Origin of the sequence: Streptococcus oralis subsp. dentisani (assembly GCF_003944205.1) — a bacterium.
Taxonomy (GTDB): domain Bacteria; phylum Bacillota; class Bacilli; order Lactobacillales; family Streptococcaceae; genus Streptococcus; species Streptococcus oralis_BH.
Map to the genome: position 1 here is coordinate 126,722 of NZ_RJPH01000003.1, position 25,864 is coordinate 152,585.

The 25,864-nt window shown below is 42.7% G+C and carries 27 protein-coding genes; 23 read left to right on the top strand and 4 right to left on the bottom strand.

Annotated features, from left to right (window positions below; all coding sequences use genetic code 11):
• Window positions 1-174: 174 nt before the first annotated feature.
• From D8805_RS03765 to folK, 6 genes are all read left to right on the top strand, one after another.
• Window positions 175-1,593: an NCS2 family permease gene (locus tag D8805_RS03765; protein ID WP_000359243.1), complete on the top strand. Its 1,419-nt coding sequence runs from the start codon at window positions 175-177 to the stop codon at window positions 1,591-1,593.
• Between the two features lie 60 nt (window positions 1,594-1,653).
• Window positions 1,654-2,361: a CPBP family intramembrane glutamic endopeptidase gene (locus tag D8805_RS03770; RefSeq protein WP_000726540.1), complete on the top strand. Its 708-nt coding sequence runs from the start codon at window positions 1,654-1,656 to the stop codon at window positions 2,359-2,361.
• A gap of 103 nt (window positions 2,362-2,464) precedes the next feature.
• The gene (gene folP / locus D8805_RS03775) at window positions 2,465-3,409 is read left to right on the top strand and encodes a dihydropteroate synthase (protein ID WP_125415482.1); all 945 of its coding nucleotides are present in this window, start codon (window positions 2,465-2,467) and stop codon (window positions 3,407-3,409) included.
• 1 nt (window position 3,410) lies between these two features.
• The gene (locus tag D8805_RS03780) at window positions 3,411-4,733 is read left to right on the top strand and encodes a bifunctional folylpolyglutamate synthase/dihydrofolate synthase (protein WP_000659084.1); all 1,323 of its coding nucleotides are present in this window, start codon (window positions 3,411-3,413) and stop codon (window positions 4,731-4,733) included.
• A complete protein-coding gene (gene folE, locus D8805_RS03785) occupies window positions 4,714-5,268 on the top strand; it encodes a GTP cyclohydrolase I FolE (protein ID WP_000380934.1) in 555 nt (184 codons plus the stop codon). Before D8805_RS03780 ends, folE begins: the two co-directional genes overlap by 20 nt.
• A gap of 42 nt (window positions 5,269-5,310) precedes the next feature.
• The gene (gene folK / locus D8805_RS03790; protein ID WP_125415484.1) at window positions 5,311-6,123 is read left to right on the top strand and encodes a 2-amino-4-hydroxy-6-hydroxymethyldihydropteridine diphosphokinase; all 813 of its coding nucleotides are present in this window, start codon (window positions 5,311-5,313) and stop codon (window positions 6,121-6,123) included.
• 46 nt (window positions 6,124-6,169) lie between these two features.
• Here the strand turns inward: folK and D8805_RS03795 are convergent, their stop codons facing one another.
• A complete protein-coding gene (locus D8805_RS03795; protein ID WP_000886039.1) occupies window positions 6,170-6,487 on the bottom strand; it encodes a DUF960 domain-containing protein in 318 nt (105 codons plus the stop codon).
• A 209-nt stretch (window positions 6,488-6,696) separates the two neighbouring features.
• Between D8805_RS03795 and ccpA the strand changes: the two genes are divergently transcribed.
• Window positions 6,697-7,707: a catabolite control protein A gene (gene ccpA, locus D8805_RS03800; protein WP_001090631.1), complete on the top strand. Its 1,011-nt coding sequence runs from the start codon at window positions 6,697-6,699 to the stop codon at window positions 7,705-7,707.
• 40 nt (window positions 7,708-7,747) lie between these two features.
• On the opposite strand, the gene D8805_RS03805 is transcribed toward ccpA, so the two are convergent.
• The gene (locus tag D8805_RS03805) at window positions 7,748-8,710 is read right to left on the bottom strand and encodes an asparaginase (RefSeq protein ID WP_125415486.1); all 963 of its coding nucleotides are present in this window, start codon (window positions 8,708-8,710) and stop codon (window positions 7,748-7,750) included.
• Between the two features lie 65 nt (window positions 8,711-8,775).
• On the opposite strand from D8805_RS03805, the gene D8805_RS03810 reads away from it, so the two are divergent.
• Window positions 8,776-10,161 carry a Cof-type HAD-IIB family hydrolase gene (locus tag D8805_RS03810; RefSeq protein ID WP_125415488.1) on the top strand — a complete coding sequence of 462 codons (1,386 nt, stop codon included), beginning with the start codon at window positions 8,776-8,778 and terminating at the stop codon, window positions 10,159-10,161.
• A gap of 35 nt (window positions 10,162-10,196) precedes the next feature.
• Here the strand turns inward: D8805_RS03810 and D8805_RS03815 are convergent, their stop codons facing one another.
• Entirely contained in the window at window positions 10,197-10,649 is a 453-nt protein-coding gene (locus D8805_RS03815; RefSeq protein WP_084975993.1) for a universal stress protein, read from the bottom strand.
• Between the two features lie 166 nt (window positions 10,650-10,815).
• Between D8805_RS03815 and D8805_RS03820 the strand changes: the two genes are divergently transcribed.
• The 4 genes from D8805_RS03820 (at window position 10,816) to D8805_RS03835 (ending at window position 14,858) form a co-directional block, all read left to right on the top strand.
• Complete coding sequence (locus tag D8805_RS03820; protein ID WP_045593637.1) at window positions 10,816-11,115, top strand: hypothetical protein; 300 nt, start codon at window positions 10,816-10,818, stop codon at window positions 11,113-11,115.
• 143 nt (window positions 11,116-11,258) lie between these two features.
• Window positions 11,259-12,473 carry a pyridoxal phosphate-dependent aminotransferase gene (locus tag D8805_RS03825; RefSeq protein WP_125415490.1) on the top strand — a complete coding sequence of 405 codons (1,215 nt, stop codon included), beginning with the start codon at window positions 11,259-11,261 and terminating at the stop codon, window positions 12,471-12,473.
• A gap of 145 nt (window positions 12,474-12,618) precedes the next feature.
• Window positions 12,619-12,753: a 50S ribosomal protein L34 gene (gene rpmH / locus D8805_RS03830; RefSeq protein WP_000831905.1), complete on the top strand. Its 135-nt coding sequence runs from the start codon at window positions 12,619-12,621 to the stop codon at window positions 12,751-12,753.
• A gap of 143 nt (window positions 12,754-12,896) precedes the next feature.
• Window positions 12,897-14,858: a peptide ABC transporter substrate-binding protein gene (locus D8805_RS03835; RefSeq protein ID WP_125415492.1), complete on the top strand. Its 1,962-nt coding sequence runs from the start codon at window positions 12,897-12,899 to the stop codon at window positions 14,856-14,858.
• A gap of 91 nt (window positions 14,859-14,949) precedes the next feature.
• Here D8805_RS03835 and D8805_RS03840 read toward each other — a convergent pair whose 3' ends face one another.
• Window positions 14,950-16,794, bottom strand: a complete 1,845-nt coding sequence (locus D8805_RS03840) for an APC family permease (RefSeq protein ID WP_125415494.1) — start codon at window positions 16,792-16,794, stop codon at window positions 14,950-14,952.
• Between the two features lie 151 nt (window positions 16,795-16,945).
• Between D8805_RS03840 and D8805_RS03845 the strand changes: the two genes are divergently transcribed.
• From D8805_RS03845 to purR, 11 genes are all read left to right on the top strand, one after another.
• A complete protein-coding gene (locus tag D8805_RS03845) occupies window positions 16,946-17,719 on the top strand; it encodes a TatD family hydrolase (protein WP_125415550.1) in 774 nt (257 codons plus the stop codon).
• Window positions 17,719-18,285: a ribonuclease M5 gene (rnmV, locus tag D8805_RS03850; RefSeq protein WP_125415495.1), complete on the top strand. Its 567-nt coding sequence runs from the start codon at window positions 17,719-17,721 to the stop codon at window positions 18,283-18,285. The genes D8805_RS03845 and rnmV overlap by 1 nt, the downstream gene beginning before the upstream one ends.
• 93 nt (window positions 18,286-18,378) lie before the next feature.
• Window positions 18,379-18,714, top strand: a complete 336-nt coding sequence (locus tag D8805_RS03855; RefSeq protein WP_125415497.1) for a hypothetical protein — start codon at window positions 18,379-18,381, stop codon at window positions 18,712-18,714.
• Window positions 18,715-18,905: 191 nt separating this feature from the next.
• Window positions 18,906-19,619, top strand: a complete 714-nt coding sequence (locus D8805_RS03860) for a dimethyladenosine transferase (RefSeq protein ID WP_125415498.1) — start codon at window positions 18,906-18,908, stop codon at window positions 19,617-19,619.
• Window positions 19,620-19,638: 19 nt separating this feature from the next.
• Window positions 19,639-20,511 carry a 16S rRNA (adenine(1518)-N(6)/adenine(1519)-N(6))-dimethyltransferase RsmA gene (gene rsmA, locus D8805_RS03865; RefSeq protein WP_125415500.1) on the top strand — a complete coding sequence of 291 codons (873 nt, stop codon included), beginning with the start codon at window positions 19,639-19,641 and terminating at the stop codon, window positions 20,509-20,511.
• A 1-nt stretch (window position 20,512) separates the two neighbouring features.
• Window positions 20,513-21,391 (top strand): ribosome small subunit-dependent GTPase A, encoded by an 879-nt coding sequence (gene rsgA / locus D8805_RS03870; RefSeq protein WP_125415552.1) that lies wholly within the window; start codon window positions 20,513-20,515, stop codon window positions 21,389-21,391.
• A 10-nt stretch (window positions 21,392-21,401) separates the two neighbouring features.
• Window positions 21,402-22,058 (top strand): ribulose-phosphate 3-epimerase, encoded by a 657-nt coding sequence (gene rpe / locus D8805_RS03875; protein WP_125415502.1) that lies wholly within the window; start codon window positions 21,402-21,404, stop codon window positions 22,056-22,058.
• Window positions 22,021-22,683, top strand: a complete 663-nt coding sequence (locus D8805_RS03880) for a thiamine diphosphokinase (RefSeq protein WP_125415504.1) — start codon at window positions 22,021-22,023, stop codon at window positions 22,681-22,683. Before rpe ends, D8805_RS03880 begins: the two co-directional genes overlap by 38 nt.
• A gap of 1 nt (window position 22,684) precedes the next feature.
• On the top strand, window positions 22,685-23,941 hold the full coding sequence (rmuC, locus tag D8805_RS03885; RefSeq protein ID WP_185774567.1) for a DNA recombination protein RmuC: 1,257 nt from the start codon (window positions 22,685-22,687) through the stop codon (window positions 23,939-23,941).
• Window positions 23,931-24,872, top strand: coding sequence for a 3'-5' exoribonuclease YhaM family protein (locus D8805_RS03890; protein ID WP_125415508.1), 942 nt, complete (start codon window positions 23,931-23,933; stop codon window positions 24,870-24,872). The genes rmuC and D8805_RS03890 overlap by 11 nt, the downstream gene beginning before the upstream one ends.
• Window positions 24,873-24,976: 104 nt before the next feature.
• Window positions 24,977-25,804 (top strand): pur operon repressor, encoded by an 828-nt coding sequence (purR, locus tag D8805_RS03895; RefSeq protein ID WP_002874197.1) that lies wholly within the window; start codon window positions 24,977-24,979, stop codon window positions 25,802-25,804.
• Window positions 25,805-25,864: the final 60 nt, after the last annotated feature.

Below are 25,864 nucleotides of genomic sequence, written 5' to 3' on the forward strand. Positions count from 1 at the left end.
TAGTACATTCCAGATAAGATGTCTACTATTATATCAAAAAGAAAGCAGAAAAACAGACTCAAAACAAAAATAGAAATTTCATTTTGTTAAATAAATCAAACAAACATATTGAAAAGGTGAATGATAAATGATATAATACTCTCATTGTTCGTAAAAAACAAAAGGAGATTAAACATGGACAAACTATTTAAACTAAAAGAGCATGGGACAGATGTCCGTACAGAGGTGCTTGCTGGTTTAACAACATTCTTTGCAATGAGTTATATTCTCTTTGTAAACCCTCAAATGCTTTCACAAACAGGGATGCCTGTTCAAGGTGTGTTCTTGGCAACAATTATCGGTTCTGTAGTTGGTACTTTGATGATGGCTTTCTATGCTAATTTGCCATACGCACAAGCACCAGGTATGGGATTGAATGCCTTCTTCACATTTACAGTTGTGTTTGGGATGGGCTATACTTGGAAAGAAGCTCTTGGTATGGTCTTCATTTGTGGAATTATTTCACTGATTATTACCTTGACAAATGTTCGTAAAATGATCATCGAATCCATTCCTACAACGCTCCGTTCAGCAATTTCAGCTGGTATTGGTGTTTTCCTTGCCTACGTTGGGATTAAGAATGCTGGTCTCTTGAAATTCTCGATTGATCCAGGTACTTATACTGTAGCAGGTGAAGGAGCAGACAAGGCTCAAGCTGCTCTTACTGCAAACTCAGCAGCCGTTCCTGGATTGGTAGACTTCAATACTCCAGCAGTGTTGGTGGCTCTTGCTGGTCTGGCTATTACCATCTTCTTTGTTGTTAAAGGCATCAAAGGTGGAATCATTCTTTCTATTTTAACAACGACTGTGCTTGCCATTGCTGTTGGTGTTGTGAAATTATCAGGGATTGACTTCGCTAGCAACAATCTTTCATCAGCAGTTAATGACCTAGGAACCTTGTTTGGTGCTGCTCTGGGTTCAGAAGGTTTAGGATCTTTGATTTCAAACACTTCACGTTTACCAGAAACCTTGATGGCTATTCTTGCCTTCTCACTAACGGATATTTTTGATACAATTGGTACTCTTATCGGTACTGGTGAAAAAGTTGGTATCGTTGCGACAAGTGGGGAAAACCATGAGTCAGTTAAATTGGACAAGGCTCTTTACTCTGACTTGGTGGCGACTTCAGTAGGTGCCATTGCAGGTACTTCAAACGTTACGACTTATGTTGAGTCTGCGGCGGGTATCGGTGCTGGTGGACGTACTGGTTTGACGGCCCTAGTTGTTGCAATCTGTTTTGCTCTCTCTAGCTTCTTTAGCCCACTTCTAGCGATTGTTCCGACAGCTGCAACAGCGCCAATTTTGATCATCGTCGGAATCATGATGCTTTCTAACTTGAAAAACATTCCTTGGGATGATATGGCTGAAGCGGTTCCTGCCTTCTTCACATCTATCTTTATGGGATTCAGCTACTCTATCACACAAGGTATTGCTGTTGGTTTCTTGACTTATACCTTGACAAAAGTTGTCAAAGGTCAAGCCAAGGATGTGCACGTGATGATTTGGATTTTGGATGCCTTGTTCATCCTGAACTATATTAGCATGGCGCTATAAGCTATAAATGGTATAATAGAAAAAGGGGAGTCTCCCCTTTTTATTATAAGGAGGTACATCATGAAGAAAAAAGGTATCTGGCAAGAAATTCTGGATAGAGGAATATGGGTGTTGATTTTTTTAATAGGATTGGTGTTATCCCAACTTCCTTTAATTTTATCTGCCCTTTTATCTGCTAGACAATTCCCACTCCTCCAGTCAGGACTCTTGGTGGCTTTGCTGTCGGTTGCTATTCTAGCGGTTTTTATCTTTAGTGCGCGAAAAACAGAGATTGCGACCTTCAATCTTTCTTTTTTCAAGGCAAAAGATCTGGCCCGCTTGGTTTTGAGTTATTTGGTTATTTTCACAAGTAATTTATTCGGATCTGCCTTGCTTCGTCTGATGAATGAATCTACGACCAGCAACCAATCAACTATTAATAATCTGGTTCAGAATAGCTCGCTGATTTCCAGTTTTTTCTTACTGGTTCTGATTGCTCCCATTTGTGAGGAAATATTGTGTCGTGGAATTATCCCTAAAAAGATCTTCCGTGGGAAGGAGAAGTTGGGTTATCTTGTAGGTGCAGTCGTCTTTGCCTTGCTCCACACACCGACCAATCTGCCTTCTCTCCTTATCTATGGAGGAATGTCGACAGTTTTAACTTGGACAGCCTACAGAACAGAACGTTTAGAGATGTCAATCTTGCTTCATATGATTGTCAATGGTATCGCCTTTTGTTTGCTGGCTTTACTGGTTTTGATTAGTCGAAATGTAGGCTTACCTTTCTAAACCATTTCCTTACTTGGAAAAGATAAATGCTAGCGTATCCATCTTTTTCTTTTTATGGTAAAATAGAGAAATAATGTGGTGAAAAACCTTGAGGAGTGACCGTATGTCCAATAAAGCTAGTCAGGCAAAAACAGCCATTTGCGGAATTATCAATGTAACCCCAGATTCCTTTTCGGATGGTGGGCAGTTTTTTGCTGTTGACCAGGCTCTTCAGCAAGCCCGTAAATTGATAGCTGAAGGAGCTAGCATGCTAGATATTGGTGGAGAATCAACTCGGCCGGGTGGCAGCCATGTTGAGATAGAAGAGGAAATCCAGCGTGTTGTTCCAGTAATCAAAGCTATCCGTAAGGAAAGTGATGTCCTTATTTCCATCGATACTTGGAAAAGTCAGGTGGCAGAAGCTGCTTTGGAAGCTGGTGCCAATCTGGTAAATGATATCACTGGTCTCATGGGTGATGAGAAAATGTCTCATGTGGTTGCCAAAGCGGGAGCGCAAGTAGTTATCATGTTTAATCCAGTCATGACTCGACCTCAGCACCCTAGTTCGCTCATATTTCCTCATTTTGGCTTTGGACAAGCTTTTACAGAGGAAGAGTTAGCTGACTTTGAAAAAATGCCAATCGAAGATTTGATGAAGTCTTTCTTCGAACGAGCCTTAGCAAGAGCAGAAGAAGCTGGGATTGCACAAGAAAATATTCTGCTGGATCCAGGAATTGGCTTTGGTCTGACTAAGAAAGAAAATCTACTCCTTCTACGTGATCTGGATAAACTGCATCAGAAAGGCTATCCAATCTTTCTTGGAGTTTCGCGCAAGCGATTTGTCCTCAATATCTTGGAGGGAAATGGCTTTGAAGTCAATCCTGAAACGGAAGTCGGTTTCCGAAATCGGGACACCGCTTCGGCTCATGTGACTAGTATCGCTGCGAGACAGGGTGTCGAAGTGGTGCGCGTGCACGATGTAGCCAGTCATAAGATGGCAGTTGAAATTGCGTCAGCCATTCGTTTGGCAGATGATGCAGAAAATCTAGATTTAAAACAATATAAATAAGATGAAAGAAATTCAAAACAATCAGTGGATTGCTCACTACCGGACGGACCAACCGCATTTTGGTTTGGAACGAATGGTGGAACTATTAGCTTTGCGTGGCAATCCCCATCTCAAGCTCAGGGTTATCCATATCGGTGGAACCAATGGAAAGGGTTCGACCATTGCTTTTTTGAAAAGTATGCTGGAAAAGATGGGGTTGAAAGTTGGAGTTTTTAGCTCGCCTTATCTCATTCATTACACAGACCAGATTAGCATCAATGGGGAATCCATTCCCGAGGCTAGGCTAGAAGCCCTCATGGCAGACTATCAGTCTTTGCTTGAGGGGGAGAAGGTCGCTGCTTTACAAGGAACGACTGAGTTTGAGATTATCACAGCTCTAGCTTATGATTACTTTGCCTCAGAGAAAGTAGATGTGGCCATCATGGAAGTGGGCATGGGTGGTCTTTTGGATAGTACCAATGTCTGCAAGCCGATTTTAACAGGAATTACGACCATTGGACTGGATCATGTAGCCCTACTTGGTGACACCTTGGAAGCCATAGCAGAGCAGAAGGCTGGTATTATCAAACAAGGTATTCCATTAGTGACAGGTCATATTGTTCCTGAAGCCTTGACTGTTATTGACCGCATTGCGGAAGGGAAAGATGCGCCTAGACTTGCCTATGGAAAAGATTATCAGGTTCGTCATCAAGAAAGCGTGGTAGCGGGTGAAATCTTTGATTATACCAGTTCTGTCAGACAAGGTCGCTTTCAAACAGGTCTGCTTGGCTTGCACCAGATAGAAAATGCGGGGATGGCGCTTGCTCTCTTAGACACTTATTGTCAGGAGGTTGGACGAGAATTAGCTAGCAATGACTTGGTTGCTCAAGCCATGGAGGAAACCAGATGGCCAGGGCGTTTGGAGGTCGTGTCTAGTGCCCCTTTGCTGCTTTTGGATGGGGCTCACAATCCGCATGCTATCAAAGCTTTGTTGAATACTTTGCAAGAACGTTTTGATGACTATCATAAGGAAATTCTCTTTACTTGTATCAAAACCAAGGCTTTGGAGGATATGCTGGATTTGCTAGAAACGGTGCCAGATAGTCAACTGACTTTAACCTGTTTTGACGATAGTCGGGCGACGGATGAAAGAGTATTGAAAGAGGCAGCTGAGTCTAGAAATCTCAACTATCAAAGTTGGCAGGATTTTCTAGAGCAGAAATTGACAGATAGAAAAGAAGAGAAAAAAACAGTTAGGATTGTTACGGGCTCCTTGTATTTCTTGAGCCAAGTGAGAGCCTATCTGATGGAGAGGAAGAACGAGAATGGATACACAAAAGATTGAAACGGCTGTAAAAATGATTATTGAGGCTGTCGGTGAGGATGCTAATCGCGAGGGATTGCAGGAAACACCTGCTCGTGTAGCCCGTATGTACCAAGAGATTTTTTCAGGTCTTGGTCAAACAGCGGAGGAACACCTGTCAAAATCCTTTGAGATTATTGATGATAATATGGTTGTAGAAAAGGATATTTTTTTCCACACTATGTGTGAACACCACTTCTTGCCCTTTTATGGGAGAGCGCACATTGCCTACATTCCAGATGGTCGTGTGGCAGGCTTGTCCAAGCTAGCACGTACGGTTGAAGTTTATTCTAAAAAACCACAGATTCAAGAACGGTTGAATATTGAAGTGGCTGATGCCTTGATGAACTATCTGGGGGCTAAAGGAGCCTTTGTTGTCATTGAGGCCGAGCATATGTGTATGAGCATGCGTGGTGTCAGAAAGCCAGGCACGGTAACCTTGACGACAGTCGCTCGTGGTCTATTTGAAACAGATAAGGACCTCCGAGATCAGGCTTATCGTCTAATGGGACTATAAAAAGAATCCGCTTTAAGCGGATTTTTCTAGAAAGGACAAGTTATGGATCAACTGCAGATTAAAGATTTGGAAATTTTTGCCTATCATGGTCTTTTCCCTAGTGAGAAAGAATTGGGGCAGAAGTTTGTTATTTCCGCAAGCTTATCCTATGATATGACCAAGGCAGCGACAGACTTGGACTTGACGGCTTCTGTCCATTACGGAGAACTTTGTCAGCAGTGGACGACTTGGTTTCAGGAAACCACTGAGGACTTGATTGAAACGGTAGCCTACAAACTAGTAGAGCGTACCTTTGAGACCTATCCTCTTGTCCAAGAAATTGAGTTGGAACTCAAAAAACCTTGGGCTCCAGTGCATTTACCGTTGGATACCTGCTCGGTGACCATTCACCGTCGTAAGCAACGGGCCTTTATCGCCCTGGGAAGTAATATGGGGGATAAGCAAGCGAACTTGGAACAAGCCATTGACAAACTGCGAGTTCGAGGTATCCATATTCTCAAAGAATCCAGTGTCTTGACGACGGAGCCTTGGGGCGGTGTGGAACAGGATAGTTTTGCCAATCAGGTGATTGAAGTAGAAACCTGGCTACCAGCACCAGTCTTGTTAGAAACATTATTAGCCATTGAGTCAGAAATGGGACGAGTGAGAGAAGTGCATTGGGGGCCTCGTTTGATTGATTTGGACTTGCTCTTTGTGGAGGACCAGGTCATTTACACAGACGACCTCATCTTGCCTCATCCTTATATAGCAGAACGCCTCTTTGTTCTTGAGCCGTTAGTGGAAATAGCTCCCCATTTTATTCATCCAGTACTCAAACAGCCGATACGCTACTTGTATCAAGAATTGAACAAATAGAAAAAACTCTAGTTCCTCAGCAGTTTGCGCCGAGAAGCTAGAGTTTTTAAAATAGGTCATTTTCTTCAGGAAGGAGGATGGTTTCTTTCCCGTCCATGTCTAAAACAAGAACCCGAGGAGGGTAAAGAGGGTCGAAGGGATGATTAAAATCAAAGTCGATACTAGTCGGCAGGTGCTGACTAGAGAAATGGAAGGTAATGGTCCCCTCGTTGTTTAGTAGTTGAAATTCGAGTTCCTCTTCTAATTCAAAGACGTTTTTCAAAAAATGATCGATAATAAACCATAAAGAGTCGATAACATCGTCAGGCAAGCTGGTCACAACGCCAAAACTGGCAGAACGTCTCTGAGTATTTGTAAAAGCCATAAACATTCCCTCCCTCCTTTTATTTTTCCTTATCATACAGCAAAACATCCCAAAAATCAAGAAATCGTACTCGCTTTTTCAAAATGGGAATAGGTTGTGAAATTTTTTCAAAGTTTCTCTAAAAAATACTTGAAAGTGTTTACAATAAGTGATAAAATGGATTAAGCAGATGTATGAAAGCGAAATTTTCAATATAGAAAGGAAACAGAATGAACACAGATGATACAGTAACGATTTATGATGTTGCCCGTGAAGCTGGGGTTTCAATGGCAACTGTTAGCCGTGTAGTGAATGGTAATAAGAACGTCAAAGAGAATACTCGTAAAAAAGTTCTAGAGGTGATTGATCGTCTTGACTATCGTCCAAATGCGGTAGCGCGTGGCTTGGCCAGCAAGAAAACCACGACAGTTGGTGTTGTGATTCCAAATATTACTAATGGCTATTTTTCAACCCTAGCCAAGGGGATTGATGATATTGCAGAGATGTATAAGTACAATATCGTCCTAGCCAACAGTGATGAAGACGATGAAAAAGAAGTTTCAGTAGTTAATACTCTCTTTTCAAAACAGGTTGACGGGATCATTTTTATGGGCTATCACTTGACTGAAAAGATTCGTTCAGAATTTTCTCGTTCTCGGACACCAGTTGTCCTTGCAGGAACGGTGGATATCGAACACCAGTTGCCAAGTGTTAATATTGACTACAAACAAGCAACGATTGATGCAGTAACTCATTTGCTTCAGGAAAATGAAAAGATTGCCTTTATCAGTGGACCACTTGTTGATGATATCAATGGTAAAATTCGATTGATTGGTTACAAGGAAGCTTTGAAAAAGGCAGGAATCCCTTATAGCGAGGGCTTGGTATTTGAGTCTAAATACAGCTATAATGATGGCTATGCCTTGGCAGAGCGCTTGGTTTCTTCACAGGCTACAGCCGCGGTTGTGACAGGTGATGAATTGGCTGCGGGTGTGTTAAATGGCTTGGCAGATCACGGTATTTCTGTACCGGAAGAGTTTGAAATCATTACGACAGATGATTCTCAAATTGCACGATTCACTCGTCCAAACTTAACGACAATTGCTCAACCTCTATACGACCTTGGTGCTATCAGTATGCGTATGTTGACCAAGATTATGCATAAAGAAGAGTTGGAAGAACGTGAAGTTCTCCTGCCTCACGGTTTGACAGAACGTCGTTCGACACGAAAACGCAAATAGAAAAAATCAGGGAATCGAGAAGATTTCCTGATTTTCAATTTTAACCTTCCATGTAATTGCGAAGTTCTTGTCCTTTTAGTCCCGCGTTGATAGCAATCAATAATTTGAGGCGAGCTTTTTGAGCATTGAGTTCTTTGACAAAGAAAACACCAGCTCGTTGCAACTGCACTCCTCCGCCTTGGTAGGCATAAACGGGTTCTGCAATTCCGTTAAAACAACGTGAAACCAAGGCGACTGGAATGCCTTTTTGGAGGAGGCTTTCTAATTTTTGAGCTGTTTCTTTGGGTACATTACCTGCTCCAAAAGCTTGAACGACTAATCCATCTAGGTGATCTAGGTCAAGCATATCAATCAGCTCATCTGTCATACCTGCATAGGCCGAGATGATGGGAACCAGACCTTGAATATGTTCGAGATCAAAACGGACACGAGGCTCAGCTGTTTTGAAGTAGAGGATTTCTTGCTTCATGATGAGACCGAGAGGCCCGTGAGTAGGAGTTTGAAAGGTACCGACGTTGGTGGTATGGGTTTTGGTAACATACTTTGCTGCGTGAATCTCATCATTCATGACGACCAGCACACCCTTGTCGGCTGCTTTGTCATCGCTGGCGACTCGTAAAGCACTCAGATAATTATAAACTCCATCACTACCGAGTTCGTTTGAACTACGCATAGCCCCTGTTAGAACGATGGGCATGTGTGGGATTTCCATGGTATCAAGAAAGTAGGCAGTTTCCTCTAGCGTATCTGTTCCATGTGTGATGACAACTCCATCGTAGTTATTAGCTTCCTCTTTGATTTTATGATAGAGTGCAAGCATATGTTTAGGTTTGATATGGGGGCTTGGCAGATTAAAAAAGTCTAGGGCATGAACCTCAATCCCTTCAAGTGGATTGGATACATGGTTCATGGGATTGTCCTGACTGGTCACAACGGCGCCAGAGGCATCTGCTTGCATGGAAATAGTCCCACCTGTATGTAAAACAAGGATTTTCTTAGGCATGAATTACTCACTCTTTCTGAAATGTGGTATAATCATTGTAACACAAAAGGGGAGAATGGGATAGGATGGAAGTCAAAGCTGTTTTTTTTGATATTGATGGAACGCTAGTCAACGATCGTAAGAGTGTTTTGAAATCCACTAAGGACGCGATTAGGATTGTGAAAGAGCAAGGGGTGCTTGTTGGAGTAGCGACAGGACGGGGGCCTTTCTTTGTCAAGGAATTGATGGAAGACTTGGACTTGGATTTTGCAATAACTTATAACGGACAATATATCTTTAATAAAGAAAAAGTTTTATTTGCTAGTCCGATTGCTAAGTCAAGCCTGCGTCAATTGATTGCCTATGCTAAAAAAGAGCAAAAAGAAATCGCTCTTGGAACCGAGCATGCTGTTGTTGGTTCGAAAATTATGTCATTTGGTCTCGGATCCTTTTCACAGCTGGTTAGTCGTTTTATTCCGACTGTTCTGACAAGAACCGTGAGCCGTTCCTTTAATCGAATGGTTAGCAAGGCAGTCCCTCAAAAGGAAGATGACCTGCTTCGTTTGATAAATGAGCCAATCTATCAAGTGTTAATGCTGATGACGCCAGAGGAATCTGAGAAAGCAGCAGCTGATTTTGAAGATTTGAAATTAACTCGAAGCAATCCTTTTGCAGCAGATATCATCAACCAAGGAAATTCCAAACTAGAAGGCATTCGCCGAGTCGGGAAAGAGTATGGTTTTGATCTCAATCAAGTCATGGCTTTCGGTGATTCAGACAATGACCTGGAAATGTTGGCAGGTGTTGGTATGTCTGTAGCCATGGGAAATGGCAGTAGTAGCGTCAAAGAAGTTGCCAAGCACATTACAGCAAGTAACCAACAAGATGGCATCCACAAGGCGCTCGAGCACTTTGGTGTTTTGGCTTCAGAAAAAGTTTTTGTCAGTCGAGATTACCATTTTAATAAGGTCAAGACCTTCCATCACATGATGGATGAACGGACGCAGGAAGAGCCGCAGGCATGGGATGTTGAAGGGGCAACCCATCGTGCAGACTTTAAAATTGAAGAATTAGTAGAGTTTGTCCGAGCGGCAAGTTCTTCGGAGGAAGAATTCCAGCAGTCACTTGCAAGCATGCATTCGGCAATTGACAAGGCGGCCGAAAAGGTGAGGCAAAAAACGCCTGCCCAAAAAGATATAATCGGGCAGGTTGATGCCTTAATCGATACACTGTATTTTACTTACGGCAGTTTTGCCTTGATGGGAGTGGATCCAGAACGCATCTTTGATATTGTGCATGAGGCAAACATGGGGAAGGTTTTTCCTGATGGAAAAGCCCATTTTGATCCAGTTACACATAAAATCTTAAAACCGGATGACTGGGACGAAAAATATGCTCCAGAACCTGCTATCAGAAAGGAACTGCAGCGTCAGCTCAAGGCTTATGAGCGACATAAAGAGAAAAATAAGTAAGAAAAAAGGGAGCCTAGCAGGCTCCTTTTGTGTTCCTATAATGTTTTTTCTTGTTCTCTCACGACGAGCAAATCAACTTTTGCGTGGCGGAGGATGTATTCAGATGAAGAGCCAACCAAGAGGCGTTCAAAGGCGTTAAGACCTGTTGCACCGACGAGAATCAAGTCAACATTTTCTGCGTCTGGAATGGTACGGGCAAGGAGGGTTTTCGGATTTCCCATTTCGATGACGGTATGAATATCGGTCACACCAGCATCTCTTGCACGTTTTTCGTACTCTTTCATCAAACTTTCAGCGTCAACTTGGAGTTCTTCGTAAACTTCAGCATCAAAGGTAGACACGCTTTGAAGAGCGCGTGTGTCAATAACATGGGCAATGGTGAGCTTGGAATCATTGCGTAGAGCAGTGTAAACACCTTTAACAAAAGCCAAGTCTGCCTCTTTAGAACCATCAATTGCAACCATAACATTTTGGTAACGTTGTGCCATAATGAAACCTCCTGAAATTTTCTTACTTTTATTGTAATCCTTTTCACTAAAGAAGTAAAGTAAAAATCATATTTAAATAAATATTATCGGAGATTCGATTTGGTGGAGATATGTTAAAATAAAAGAAAACGGGATATTAGGAAACATAGTGAGGGGATGAGAAAGTATGAAAGACTCTGTTCAAGCTTCTAAAAAAATAAGTTTTCTTTATCATGGAATTATCCTTGCGTCACTTGTAGGAGAAGTAGTGATGCTTTGGCAGCTGGAAAGAGTCGTGCCCGTTCTCTATCCAGGTTTTATTGGATTTCTTCTCTTTCACTTAGTCTACCACATCATTTTATTTGTGATTGCAAAGAGAAGTGGTCGCTTGGACTATTTGGTCACGTGGGGGCTCTTTCTCATGTTTAATCTTTTGTATGATTCCTTTTTAGCATTAGTCTTCCTAGGTTTGTCTTTTGGTATGTGAGAAAATACTTCTGCATTCTAGTTATTTAGACGGTGAGAACCTAGTCGTTGTGAGTTTTTTCTTTACTTGCTCATTTCAGGAAACTTGTCGCAATCCCTTTCTAGTGGTATAATGTTACTATCTCGATGAATTGAGGAAACAAGATGAAAGAATATAACAAGTCTAGTAAGTTAGAGCATGTTGCCTATGATATCCGTGGTCCTGTTTTGGAAGAAGCTATGCGGATGCGAGCAAACGGAGAAAAGATTTTACGTCTGAATACAGGGAATCCAGCAGAATTTGGCTTTACAGCGCCAGATGAGGTCATTCATGACTTGATTATGAATGCGCGTGATAGTGAGGGATATTCTGACTCCAAAGGGATTTTCTCAGCCCGTAAAGCCATCATGCAGTATTGCCAACTGAAGAACTTCCCCAATGTAGACATTGATGATATTTACCTTGGAAATGGTGTCAGTGAGCTGATTGTTATGTCCATGCAAGGGCTTTTGGATAATGGCGATGAGGTCTTGGTGCCTATGCCAGACTATCCTCTCTGGACAGCCGCGGTCAGCCTAGCTGGGGGAAATGCCGTTCACTATATCTGTGATGAAACTGCAGAGTGGTACCCAGATATTGACGATATTAAGTCAAAAATTACTTCCAATACTAAGGCCATCGTCCTTATCAATCCGAACAACCCAACTGGAGCCCTTTATCCTAAGGAACTCTTGTTGGAGATTATTGAAATCGCTCGTCAAAACGACTTGATCATCTTTGCAGATGAGATTTATGACCGCATGGTGATGGATGGGCATGTACACACGCCTGTGGCAAGCTTGGCACCTGATGTTTTCTGTGTCAGCATGAATGGTCTGTCAAAATCGCATCGTATCGCTGGTTTTCGTGTGGGCTGGATGGTCTTATCTGGACCTAAGACTCATGTTAAGGGCTATATCGAAGGGCTCAATATGCTGTCAAATATGCGCCTTTGCTCCAACGTTTTGGCCCAGCAAGTTGTACAAACCTCGCTAGGAGGTCACCAGTCAGTGGATGAATTGCTCCTTCCTGGTGGTCGTATCTATGAGCAAAGAAACTTTATCTATAATGCCATTCAAGATATTCCAGGTTTGTCCGCGGTCAAGCCTAAGGCGGGTCTTTATATCTTCCCGAAAATTGACCGCAATATGTACCGCATCGATGATGATGAGCAGTTTGTTCTTGATTTCTTGAAACAAGAAAAGGTTCTCTTAGTTCATGGTCGTGGTTTTAACTGGAAGGAACCAGACCATTTCCGTATCGTTTACCTCCCTCGTGTAGATGAATTAGCACAAATCCAAGAAAAGATGACTCGTTTCTTAAAACAGTATCGTAGATAAGGGCTTTCATAGGAAAAGCTCTAAAACATTTGCTTGGAGCTATTGACAAAAGTGGCAGAATCAGATAGAATAGTAAAGTATGTTTAGTAACTGATCACTTTATAGCCGGCTAAACGAATACAAAATCTATGAGGAGGTATTCATCGTGAAACGTACTTATCAACCAAGTAAACTTCGTCGTGCGCGCAAACACGGATTCCGTAACCGTATGTCAACTAAAAACGGTCGTCGCGTATTGGCAGCTCGTCGTCGTAAAGGACGCAAAGTTTTGGCTGCTTAATCCAAACGAATTCAACAAAGAAGTCAGTAGGAACTCGAGTCTACTGGCTTTTCTTTTTCCTATAATATCAGTCTGTAAATGCTTTATATTTTTTCTGAAATAGTGTATAATATTTCACATACTATAAAAAATGGAGAACAGTTATGAAGAAATCAAAAGCCCTCCTACTAGGGGCTGGAATTTTGAGCGCAAGCTTCTTGATGGCGGCGTGTAGTTCGGCACAATCAAATACAGATAAAACCTACTCATATGTATTTGCTAGCAATCCAGATACATTAGACTATATCACTTCGACACGTGGTTCGACCTCTAGCATTACGACAAACTTGATTGATGGTTTGTTGGAAAATGATAAGTACGGCAACCTCGTTCCTTCTATGGCGCAGTCATGGACAGTATCAAAAGACGGTTTAACCTATACCTATAAAATCCGCCAAGGGGCTAAGTGGTATACCTCTGAAGGAGAAGAGTATGCTGAAGTGACAGCACATGATTTTGTGACAGGTCTTAAGTATGCAGCGGATAAAAAGGCTGAGAACTTGTACTTGGTACGGGATTCAATCAAAGGTTTGGCAGATTATGTTGAAGGGAAAACATCTGATTTTGAGACGGTTGGAGTCAAGGCAGTGGACGACTATACTCTCCAATACACCTTGAACAAGCCAGAGTCTTATTGGAATTCAAAGACAACAGGGGGAATTTTGAGTCCTGTCAATGAAGCCTTTTTGAAATCTAAGGGAGATGACTTTGGAAGTGTTACCCCATCTAGTATCCTGTCAAATGGGCCATACTTGTTCAAGTCTTTCACATCAAAATCTTTAATTGAGTTTGAAAAGAACCCTAATTACTGGGATAAGGACAATGTCAAGATTGAGAAGGTAAAACTTTCCTTCTATGATGGTTCAGACCAAGATAGTTTGGCTCGAGGATTCTTAGAAGGCAACTACACAGATGGCCGTATCTTCCCGACAAGCTCTGTCTTTGACCAGTTGAAAAAAGGGAATGAAGATAAGATTACCTATACTCCTCAAAATGCTGTGACTTTCTACTATCTCTTCAATGTCAACCGTCAAAGTTACAATCAAACAATGAAACAGACGGATAAAGAAAAGACGGATTCTCGTGCAGCTATGCAAAATAAGGACTTCCGTCAGGCAATTAACTTTGCCTTTGACCGTCATGCCTATGCCGCCCAGACAAATGGAGAAGATGGAGCTGATCGTATCCTTCGAAACACGGTCACACCAAGCAACTTTGTTCAAATCGGTGGGAAAAACTTCGGAGATGCTGTCAATGAAAAGATAGTCAACTACGGTTCAGAGTGGTCTAATGTCAATCTAAACGATGCTCAGCCTGCCTTCTTGAATGCTGATAAAGCCAAGGCAGAATTTGCCAAAGCCAAAGAAAGCTTACAGGCAGAAGGTGTGACCTTCCCTATCCATTTAGACATGCCGGTGGATCAGACTGCTAAGTTGGACGTACAGCAAGCCAGTTCTTTCAAACAGACAGTTGAAGAGACACTTGGATCAGACAATATTGTTATCGATGTGATTCAACTTTCTCCAGACGAGAAAGACAATGCAACCTTCTTTGCTGACACAGCTGAACAAAAGGACTATGACATCGACATCTCAGGCTGGAGCGGAGATTACTCTGATCCTAAGACCTATCTTGACCTCTTGGATCCAGACTCTGGTTCTCAGCTAAAAAATCTTGGCTTGACTCCAGGAAAAGACAATGATGTTAAGGAAAAAATCGGTCTCTCTACCTACAAGAAGTTGTTGGATGAGGCAGATAAAGAAGTTGAAAACACTCAGGTTCGCTATGAGAAATTTGCCGAAGTTCAAGCTTGGCTAACAGATAGTGCTCTCTTTCTGCCGGTTCAAAGTGGAGGAGCTAATCCAATCTTCCGTAAGACTGTACCGTTCACAGGAGCCTTCTCATTTGTCGGACACAAAGGGGATGCGGACAACTACAAATACCTTGAGTTGCAAAAAGATCCCGTGACTGCGAAACAGTACCAAGAGCTTTATGAAAAATGGCAAAAAGAAAAAGTTGAGTCCAACAAAAAAGCCCAAGAAGATTTAGCTAACCACATTCAATAGTATTCCTAGTCATGCTTTTTAGTTAAGCATAGTGGCTGGATTCAGAAAAAGGCCCCACCAGACGCTTTTTGGTTCTGGTAGGGCCTTTTCTTTATTCTTTTAAGTGATAAGAGTAGCTGGCGACAACGACGTCTTCATGCCATCTGAGAGCGTATTTTAGTTTGAGGCTCATCTGATTGTGCAGGATATTTTGCCAAGGCTTGTTAGGGATAAACTGTGGGACAAGGACTGTAACGGTGTAGTTTTTTTGCTTAGCTTCTTGGGCGATTCGTTTGACATACTTAACACTAGGGGTGATGATGTCGCGGTAACTGGTATTGATATTCTTCAGAGTGATATTTGGGAAGTAGTCGGCAAATTCCTGAAGAATTTCTTGATCTTTTTCTGCCGTTTCTTTAGTAGAAATGTGCATGGCTAACACTTCATCACCGATACTTTGAGCGTAGTTAATGGCTCCGACACTTACTCGAGTAACATTCCCTACTAGAACAAGGACAAGGTTGCCGTCATAAGTGCGCTTTTCAATTCCTTCGTAGAGTCGTAGCTGTTTTGCCACTTTTTGGTAATGGTTGTGGATGGACAAAAAGAGGAAGGTTAAGACTAGAATAATTGGGAAGAATGGCCAGATATCACCCAGTCTGAAGAGGAGTAAAATGAGGACAATAGCATAACAAATGATGGCCCCAAGGATATTAGCGAAGGCAGATTTTAAGAAGTTTACTCCTTTTTCCTTTTTCCAATGGCGAATCATCCCAGTCTGAGAAAGGGCAAAGGGAACGAAGACCCCGATAGTATAAAGAGGAATCAAGCGTTCAGTATTCCCGTTAAAAATGAGAAGAAGGATCATAGCCCCAAAGGCCAGAGTTAAGATACCGTTGGAGTAGCCAAGGCGATCCCCTTTTTCCATAAAGAGATGGGGCATGTACTTGTTTTTGGCCATATTGTAGGACAGCATAGGGAAGGCTGAAAAGCCAGTATTTGCAGCTACAGCTAGAATCAAGGCTGTTGAGAACTGGAAGAGATAGTAGCTAGCATGACCAAAGAATGAATCTCCAAGAATGCCCTTGGCCATTTGCGAGAGGACGGTTTCTCCATTTTGAGGTGTGATGCCCATCCAGTAGTTTAGGAAGGTGATGCCTGCAAAAAGAAAACCTAAAATCAAGGACATGATGGTCAAGGTCTGAGCAGCATTCTTTTCTTTCGGAGTTTTGAAAAATGGTACCGCATTTGAAATAGCCTCAACCCCTGTCAGAGAGGCAGAGCCACTGGTAAAGGCTCTCAATAGGAGAACGATGGAAAGGCTCGGAACGGTTTGCCCAATGGTTGAAGTCGCCTGATAGTTTAGGGAACCTGTAAATAGTTGAAAGAACCCATAAAGCAAGAGAAAGACGGTACTGAAGATAAAGAGGTAGACGGGAATCATCAGAGAGCTGGCAGATTCTTTTAATCCTCTTAAATTCAAGAGCATGAGCAGGCAGACTAGGAAAATAGAGATATGAAGATTGTAGGGATGGAGGGCAGGGAGGGCTGCTGTTATAGCGTCGGCTCCAGATGATACCGATACCGCCACAGTCAGCATGTAGTCAACCAGCAGACTACCTCCCGCAATCAAGCCTAGCTCGGGAGATAGATTTTCTCGAGTAACCATATAAGCTCCTCCACCTTGAGGATAGGCATGAATGATTTGACGATAGGAAATGGTCAAACTAGCGAGCAGTAAGAGGACAAAAATACCGATAGGGAGGCTCCACCAAATAGCGAGAGGAGAGAGACTGACTAAAACGAGAATGACTTGTTCAGGTCCATAGGCAATAGAAGATAGGGCATCACTGGATAACATTGCAAGTGCCTGCATTTTTCCAAGTAATCCCCCTTCGCCGTCTGTGAGAGACTTGAGTGGTCGACCGATAAAGGTATATTTTAATTTTCTAAACATTTTCTTTTCCTTTGCTGAAAATTTCAATAAGTGTTATTATACTGCTTTGAAAAAAGGCAGTCAAGGGAGAATGATCGGTATTAGAATATTTTTACAAGCCGAGGGATGCTATTTTTGGTATAATAGATGGAAGAAAATGAGGTTAGAAGAGATGATTTTTGATACGCACACACATTTAAATGTAGAAGAATTTGCAGGACGTGAGGCAGAAGAAATCGCCTTGGCTGCTGAGATGGGTGTGACACAGATGAATATTGTTGGTTTTGATAAGCCAACCATTGAACGAGCCCTAGAGTTGGCAGATGAGTATGAGCAACTCTACGCAACTATTGGCTGGCATCCAACGGAAGCAGGGACTTACACAGACGAGGTCGAAGCTTACTTGCTTAAAAAGCTAAAACATCCCAAGGTTGTTGCTTTAGGTGAGATTGGTTTGGACTACCATTGGATGACAGCAACTAAGGAAGTGCAGAAACAGGTTTTTTGTCGTCAGATTCAGCTGTCTAAGGATTTGAATTTGCCTTTTGTGGTCCACACTCGTGATGCGCTAAAAGATACTTATGAGATTATCAAGAGCGAGGGCGTTGGTCCTCGTGGTGGGATTATGCATTCATTTTCAGGCTCTCTCGAGTGGGCTGAGAAGTTTGTCGAGCTTGGTATGACCATTTCTTTCTCAGGAGTGGTGACTTTTAAGAAAGCAACGGATATCCAAGAAGCTGCTAGAGAGCTTCCTTTAGATAAGATTTTGGTAGAGACGGATGCCCCCTACCTGGCTCCTGTTCCTAAACGTGGCCGTGAGAATAAAACAGCCTACACACGTTATGTGGTGAACTTTATTGCCGACTTGCGTGGGATGACGACCGAGGAATTAGCAGCAGCAACGACTGCAAATGCAGAGCGTATCTTTGGATTGGACAGCAAGTGATGAAAGAAAAAATTTCCCAAGTTATCGTGGTTGAAGGGCGTGATGACACGGCCAATCTCAAACGTTACTTTGACGTGGAAACCTATGAGACACGAGGTTCCGCAATAAATGACCAGGATATAGAACGCATTCAGCGCCTGCATGAATTGCATGGAGTCATTGTCTTTACAGATCCAGATTTTAATGGGGAGCGCATTCGGCGCATGATTATGACGGCCATTCCAACAGTACAGCATGCCTTTCTCAAGCGAGATGAAGCGGTTCCCAAGTCCAAGACCAAAGGACGTTCTCTGGGAATTGAACACGCCAGCTATGAAGATCTAAAAGCAGCGCTGGCTCAGGTGACAGAGCAATTTGAAAACGAGAACGAGTTTGACATCAGTCGTGGTGACTTGATTCGCCTAGGTTTTCTAGCAGGAGCAGATAGTCGTAGGCGCAGAGAGTATCTAGGCGAACAGCTCCGCATCGGCTATTCCAACGGCAAACAACTCCTCAAGCGCTTAGAGTTGTTTGGGATAACCTTGGCAGAAGTGGAAGAGGCTATGGAAAGTTATGATAATAGCTAGATAGCTCAAAAATACAAAGGGAATGTGTTACAATAGAGGTACTTATATTTATTTTGATAGCGTTCAAATAGAAACTTATAAGGACAGATTGAAATGAAAATACAAGTTGACAGAGAGTCTGTGTGTATGGGGGATGATGTACTGCCCCATGAGATAGAATTTGAGATTCCTGAAGATATGACAGTGAAAGATTTTTTTGACTTTCTAGAAAGGGAACGTTATTTGCCGTCTGTTCAAGGAAACAATGTCGCTTGGGAACTCCGTAATCGAAATGGGGAACAAGGTGTTTATTTCACCAAAACACGAGAGATTATCCATCCAGATGCGGTCTTAAAAGAGATGCTGGAAGGAATTACTGAGATTCCCTTATTTGTTTTGCTCTATCATTATACCCCGGAAGCATACTATATTAGAAAAGAGAATAAATGAGAATTGCAGATGATGTCCTGACCGAGGTTGAACTGGTCATGTATTGTTATCGTCCCTTGGTGCTTTTATGAAACATCTTTTTAAATGAAGTCTAGGTTTTCGATTGGGCATGAAAAATTGGAAACTTTATAGTTTTATCTACATCCTACTTGAACCACTAACCTTTTTCAAAGATTGTGAAAGGAAATGATATGGCAAATAGAAGTTATATTTACTTAAAAAACGGAGATGAAGCCCGTATTCTAACAGAGGGAATTTACACAATACCCTATTTTTGGCAATTGTTTTGGGATGAAGAAGATTTAAAAGCTCCGATTGCTCTCTGGGAAACAGCAGAAAAACTGGAAGAAGATGAAGAGCAAGCAGAAAGATTTTACCAAGAGCAGAATGTAGATATCTTGCTTTCTATTGAAAAATTCCAGCAGAATGCCCTCAAAAACCGATCTTTTTTAGAAGAGAATGCCCCGCAATCCGTGCAACTATATGATGACTTTGTCCGTTATATTCTTGCAAATGTCAAAGACGGTGATGTGCTCGGATTTGATCTTTTAGATGTTGTTTTTATGGACCAAGTGTCTGTTGTTTCTGATAAACTGTTAAAAAATATACGAGCTATTCGGGAAAATCAACCCAAAGATTTAGATTTTTCTGTGACAGAAAAGAACTTAATTGGTCTTGCTATGGGCTTTCCTGATTATTATGCTTCAGAATTATTGCCAGAAGACAATATTGTAGATTCGGTTGCCTATCAGGATGAACTGAAGAAAATGAACCCCCAAGAAGATAAGAAAGTGCTAGATACGACTGGAGCTGATTCAGAAGGGAACAAGTCTCGTGTTCTTTTAGTGTTTTGGATTTTGTTGGCACTAGTAATTATGTGGGTTTTATATATTATTTTTAGCTAATAAATAGAAAAGAGAATAGATGAGAATTGCAGATTATAGCGTGACCAAGGCAGTGCTGGAGCGTCACGGTTTTACTTTTAAAAAGTCCTTTGGACAAAATTTCCTGACGGATACCAATATCCTTCAAAAAATCGTGGATACGGCTGAGATTGATGACCAGGTTAATGTCATCGAAATCGGGCCAGGGATTGGTGCCTTGACAGAATTTTTGGCTGAGCGTGCGGCAGAAGTCATGGCCTTTGAGATTGATCACCGTTTGGTACCGATTTTAGCAGATACCCTGCGTGATTTTGACAATGTTACTGTAGTCAACGAGGACATTCTCAAGGTCGATTTGGCGCAACATATCCAGAATTTCAAAAATCCTGACTTGCCGATTAAGGTAGTTGCCAATTTGCCCTACTATATCACGACTCCTATTCTCATGCACTTGATCGAGAGTGGCATTCCCTTTAGTGAGTTTGTCGTCATGATGCAAAAAGAAGTGGCGGATCGCATCTCAGCACAGCCAAATACTAAGGCTTATGGTAGTTTGTCGATCGCTGTGCAGTATTATATGACAGCTAAGGTTGCCTTCATCGTGCCTCGTACGGTCTTTGTGCCAGCTCCAAATGTGGACTCAGCCATCTTGAAAATGGTGCGCCGTCCAAATCCAGCTGTAGCAGTGAAAGATGAGAACTTCTTCTTTAAGGTTTCCAAGGCTAGTTTCACTCATCGTCGCAAGACCTTGTGGAATAACCTGACAGGTTATTTTGGGAAGACTGAAGAAGTCAAGGAAAAGTTGAGCAAGGCTTTGGATCAAGCAGGTTTGTCACCAAGTGTACGTGGAGAAGCTCTCAGTTTGGCAGAATTTGCCAGCCTAGCAGATGCGCTTAAAGGACAAGGGCTTTAAGATGCAGGGACAAATCATTAAAGCCTTGGCAGGTTTCTACTATGTGGAGAGTGATGGCCAAGTCTATCAGACACGTGCGCGTGGGAATTTCCGCAAAAAAGGTCATACACCCTACGTTGGGGACTGGGTAGATTTCTCTGCCGAGGAAAATTCAGAAGGCTACATTCTCAAGATTCACGAACGGAAAAACAGTCTGGTCCGTCCGCCTATTGTCAATATTGACCAAGCTGTGGTGATCATGTCAGTCAAGGAACCGGACTTCAACAGCAATTTGCTGGATCGTTTCTTGGTTCTTTTAGAACACAAGGGCATCCATCCTATTGTTTATATTTCTAAAATGGACTTGCTGGAAGATAGGGGAGAACTGGATTTTTATGAACAGACTTATGGTGACATCGGCTATGACTTTGTGACTAGTAAAGAGGAACTCCTACCTTTGTTGACAGGCAAAGTGACAGTCTTTATGGGGCAGACAGGTGTTGGGAAGTCAACCCTTCTCAATAAAATCGCACCAGACCTCAATCTCGAAACAGGTGAAATCTCAGATAGTCTGGGTCGCGGTCGCCATACCACTCGAGCTGTTAGTTTTTACAACCTTAATGGAGGTAAAATCGCTGACACGCCGGGATTTTCATCACTGGATTATGAAGCGTCAACGGCTGAAGACCTCAATCAGGCCTTTCCAGAGATTGCCAGTGTCAGTCGAGACTGTAAGTTTCGTACTTGTACCCATACTCATGAGCCGTCCTGTGCAGTCAAGCCAGCTGTCGAAGAGGGTATCATTGCGTCCTTCCGTTTTGACAACTACTTGCAATTCCTCAGTGAAATTGAAAATCGCAGAGAGACCTATAAAAAAGTCAGCAAAAAAATTCCAAAATAAGGAGAAACCTATGTCTCAATACAAGATTGCTCCGTCAATTCTGGCAGCAGATTATGCCAACTTTGAACGTGAAATCAAACGCCTAGAAGCAACTGGGGCAGAGTATGCCCATATCGATATCATGGATGGTCACTTTGTACCACAAATCAGTTTTGGTGCAGGTGTGGTTGAAAGCCTTCGTCCTCATAGTAAGATGGTCTTTGACTGCCACTTGATGGTAGAAAATCCTGAGCATCATCTAGAAGACTTTGCGCGTGCAGGTGCAGACATCATCAGTATTCATGTGGAAGCAACGCCTCATATTCATGGTGCCCTCCAAAAAATTCGCTCTCTCGGTGTTAAACCTTCGGTCGTCATTAACCCTGGTACGCCTGTCGAGGCAATTAAGCATGTCCTTCACCTAGTTGATCAAGTCTTGGTCATGACGGTTAATCCTGGTTTTGGTGGTCAAGCTTTTCTGCCTGAAACCATGGACAAGGTTCGTGAGTTGGTTGCCCTTCGTGAGGAAAAAGGCCTGAACTTTGAGATAGAAGTTGATGGTGGAATCGATGATCAAACTATTGCTCAAGCCAAAGAAGCTGGAGCGACCGTTTTTGTAGCAGGATCCTATGTCTTTAAGGGAGATGTCAATGAACGAGTGCAAACTCTCAGAAAACAACTGGACTAGGGTTGCTGTTTTTGCAGGCGGAGACCGTGGGCATTATCGGACGGATTTTGATAGCTTTGTCGGTGTGGATCGAGGCTCGCTCTGGGTCTTGGAAGAAGATCTGCCTCTGGCTCTAGCAGTTGGAGATTTTGATTCGGTGACTGCAGACGAACGTCAGGTGATTCAAAAACGTGCCCAGCATTTTGTCCAAGCCCAGCCAGAAAAGGATGACACAGATCTGGAATTGGCTCTTTTAACCATCTTTGAGCAAAATCCCCAGGCTCAGGTGACTATTTTTGGGGCTTTGGGTGGTCGGATCGACCACATGCTGGCCAATGTCTTTCTGCCTAGCAATCCCAAGTTGGCACCCTATATGCGCCAGATAGCGATTGAGGATGGGCAAAATGTGATTGCCTATTGTCCAGAAGGGACCAGTCAGCTAGAGCCTCGTTCAGACTACGATTATCTAGCCTTTATGCCAGTTCGGGATAGCCAGCTGACCATTCTTGGTGCCAAGTATGAGTTGACAGAGGAAAATTTTTTCTTTAAAAAAGTATACGCTTCTAACGAATATATAGATAGGGAAGTTTCGGTAACTTGCCCAGAAGGCTATGTCGTCGTGCTGCATAGCAAGGACAGGAGGTAGGATGGAGACTGTATTACTACTATTATTAATTGCCAACCTAGCTGGACTCTTTCTGATTTGGCAAAGGCAGGATAAGCAAGACAAGTACCTAGCCAAGAGCTTGGAGGATCAGGCAGACAATCTTTCAGATCAACTGGATTATCGCTTTGAACAAGCCAGACAAGTCAACCAGCTAGGTCAAAAAGATTTGGAAGTGGCTGTCAGCGACCGTTTGCAAGAAGTGCGAATGGAGTTGCACCAAGGCCTGACTCAAGTTAGACAGGAGATGAATGAGAATCTCCTCCAAACTAGAGACAAGACTGACCAACGTCTTCAAGCCCTGCAGGAATCAAATGAGCAACGCTTGGAGCAAATGCGCCAAACGGTCGAGGAAAAACTGGAAAAGACCTTGCAGACACGCTTGCAAGCATCCTTCGAGACAGTTTCCAAGCAACTGGAGTCTGTCAATCGTGGCCTTGGAGAAATGCAGACAGTTGCCCGTGATGTCGGAGCCCTCAACAAGGTTCTCTCAGGAACCAAGACGCGAGGCATTCTGGGTGAATTGCAACTGGGCCAAATCATCGAGGACATCATGACGCCTGCCCAGTACGAACGAGAATACGCAACGGTTGAAAACTCCAGTGAACGAGTGGAGTATGCCATCAAGTTACCTGGGCAAGGCGATCAGGAAACTGTCTATCTGCCGATTGACTCCAAGTTTCCACTGGCAGATTATTACCGCTTAGAAGAAGCCTATGAAGCAGGTGATAAGGATGAAATCGAACGTTGCCGTAAGTCACTCCTAGCAGGTGTCAAGCGTTTCGCCAAGGATATCAAGAGCAAGTATCTAGCTCCACCTCGGACAACTAATTTTGGAGTCTTGTTTGTTCCGACAGAAGGTCTTTATTCAGAGATTGTCCGCAACCCTATCTTCTTTGATGATTTGAGACGGGAGGAGCAGATTATTGTCGCAGGTCCAAGTACCCTGTCAGCTCTGCTCAACTCCCTATCAGTTGGCTTCAAAACTCTCAATATCCAAAAGAGTGCCGACCATATTAGCAAGACTCTTGCTAGCGTTAAGACCGAGTTTGGCAAGTTCGGGGGAATTTTGGTCAAGGCGCAAAAACATCTCCAACATGCCTCTGGCAATATTGATGAATTATTAAACCGTCGCACCACAGCTATTGAGCGGACGCTCCGTCACATTGAGTTATCAGAAGGTGAGCCTGCGCTTGATTTACTCCATTTCCAAGAAGATGAGGAAGAATATGAAGATTAGTCACATGAAAAAAGATGAGCTGTTTGAAGGCTTTTACCTAATCAAATCAGCTGACCTGAGACAGACAAGAGCTGGGAAAAACTACCTAGCCTTTACCTTTCAAGACGATAGTGGTGAGATTGAAGGAAAACTCTGGGATGCCCAGCCTCATAACATTGAGGCCTTTACCGTAGGGAAAGTAGTCCACATGAAAGGGCGCAGAGAAGTTTATAATAATACTCCTCAAGTCAATCAAATTACTCTCCGACTGCCTCAGCCTGGCGAACCCAACGATCCGGCTGATTTCAAGGTCAAGTCACCGGTCGATGTCAAGGAAATCCGAGACTACATGTCGCAAATGATTTTCAAGATAGAAAATCCTGTCTGGCAGCGTATCGTTCGCAGTCTCTACACCAAGTATGATAAGGAATTCTACTCCTATCCAGCTGCAAAGACCAACCATCATGCCTTTGAAACGGGTTTGGCTTTTCACACGGCAACCATGGTGCGCTTGGCAGATGCCATTAGCGAGATCTATCCTCAGCTCAATAAGAGCCTGCTCTATGCCGGGATTATGTTGCACGACTTGGCCAAGGTTTTAGAACTCAGTGGTCCTGATCAGACTGAGTACACTGTGCGAGGCAATCTTATCGGACATATCGCCCTAATCGATAGCGAAATCACTAAGGCAGTCATGGAGCTTGGTATAGATGATAGCAGAGAAGAAGTGGTACTACTGCGCCATGTTATCCTCAGTCACCATGGATTACTCGAGTATGGTAGTCCTGTTCGTCCTCGTGTGATGGAAGCTGAAATCATTCATATGATCGATAATCTCGATGCCAGCATGATGATGATGACAACAGCTCTTGCTTTGGTGGATAAAGGAGAAATGACCAACAAAATCTTCGCCATGGACAATCGTTCCTTCTATAAACCAGATTTAGATTAATAATTTAAGAAAAACGAGCATTTTTTACACAATAATGTTCGTTTTTTTATGTGAATGTGGTATAATGGATAAAATATCAAAATTAAATGGAATGGTAAATAAAAATGAAATTAAGAAGAAGTGATCGAATGGTTGTCATTTCCAACTATTTGATTAATAATCCATACAAACTAACCAGTCTCAATACCTTTGCGGAAAAGTACGAATCAGCTAAATCATCTATCTCAGAGGACATCGTGATTATCAAGCGTGCCTTTGAGGAAATCGAAATCGGCCATATCCAGACAGTGACTGGGGCAGGTGGTGGCGTTATCTTTACACCATCCATCTCTAGCCATGAAGCTAAAGAAATGATCGCAGACTTGCGTGATAAGCTTTCAGAAAGCGACCGTATCTTGCCAGGTGGCTACATCTACCTATCTGATTTGCTCAGTACACCTGCCATTTTGAAAAATATTGGTCGTATCATTGCCAAGAGTTTTATGGACCAAAAAATCGATGCGGTTATGACAGTAGCGACTAAGGGTGTTCCGCTTGCAAATGCAGTTGCCAATGTCCTCAATGTTCCATTTGTCATTGTGCGTCGTGATTTGAAAATTACTGAAGGTTCAACTGTCAGCGTAAACTATGTATCAGGATCAAGTGGTGACCGCATTGAAAAAATGTTCCTTTCAAAACGCAGTCTCAAGGCAGGCAGTCGTGTCTTGATTGTGGATGACTTCTTGAAAGGCGGAGGAACTGTCAACGGGATGATTAGTCTCTTGCGTGAGTTCGATTCTGAACTAGCTGGTGTCGCAGTCTTTGCAGACAATGCCCAAGAAGAACGTGAAAAGCAGTTTGATTACAAGTCACTCTTGAAAGTAACCAATATTGATGTCAAGAACCAATCCATCGATGTCGAGATTGGCAATATCTTTGACGAAGACAAATAAGAGATAGAACTAAAGGTTGGAACGATTGTCCCAGCCTTTCTTTGCAAACAGAATAGAAGG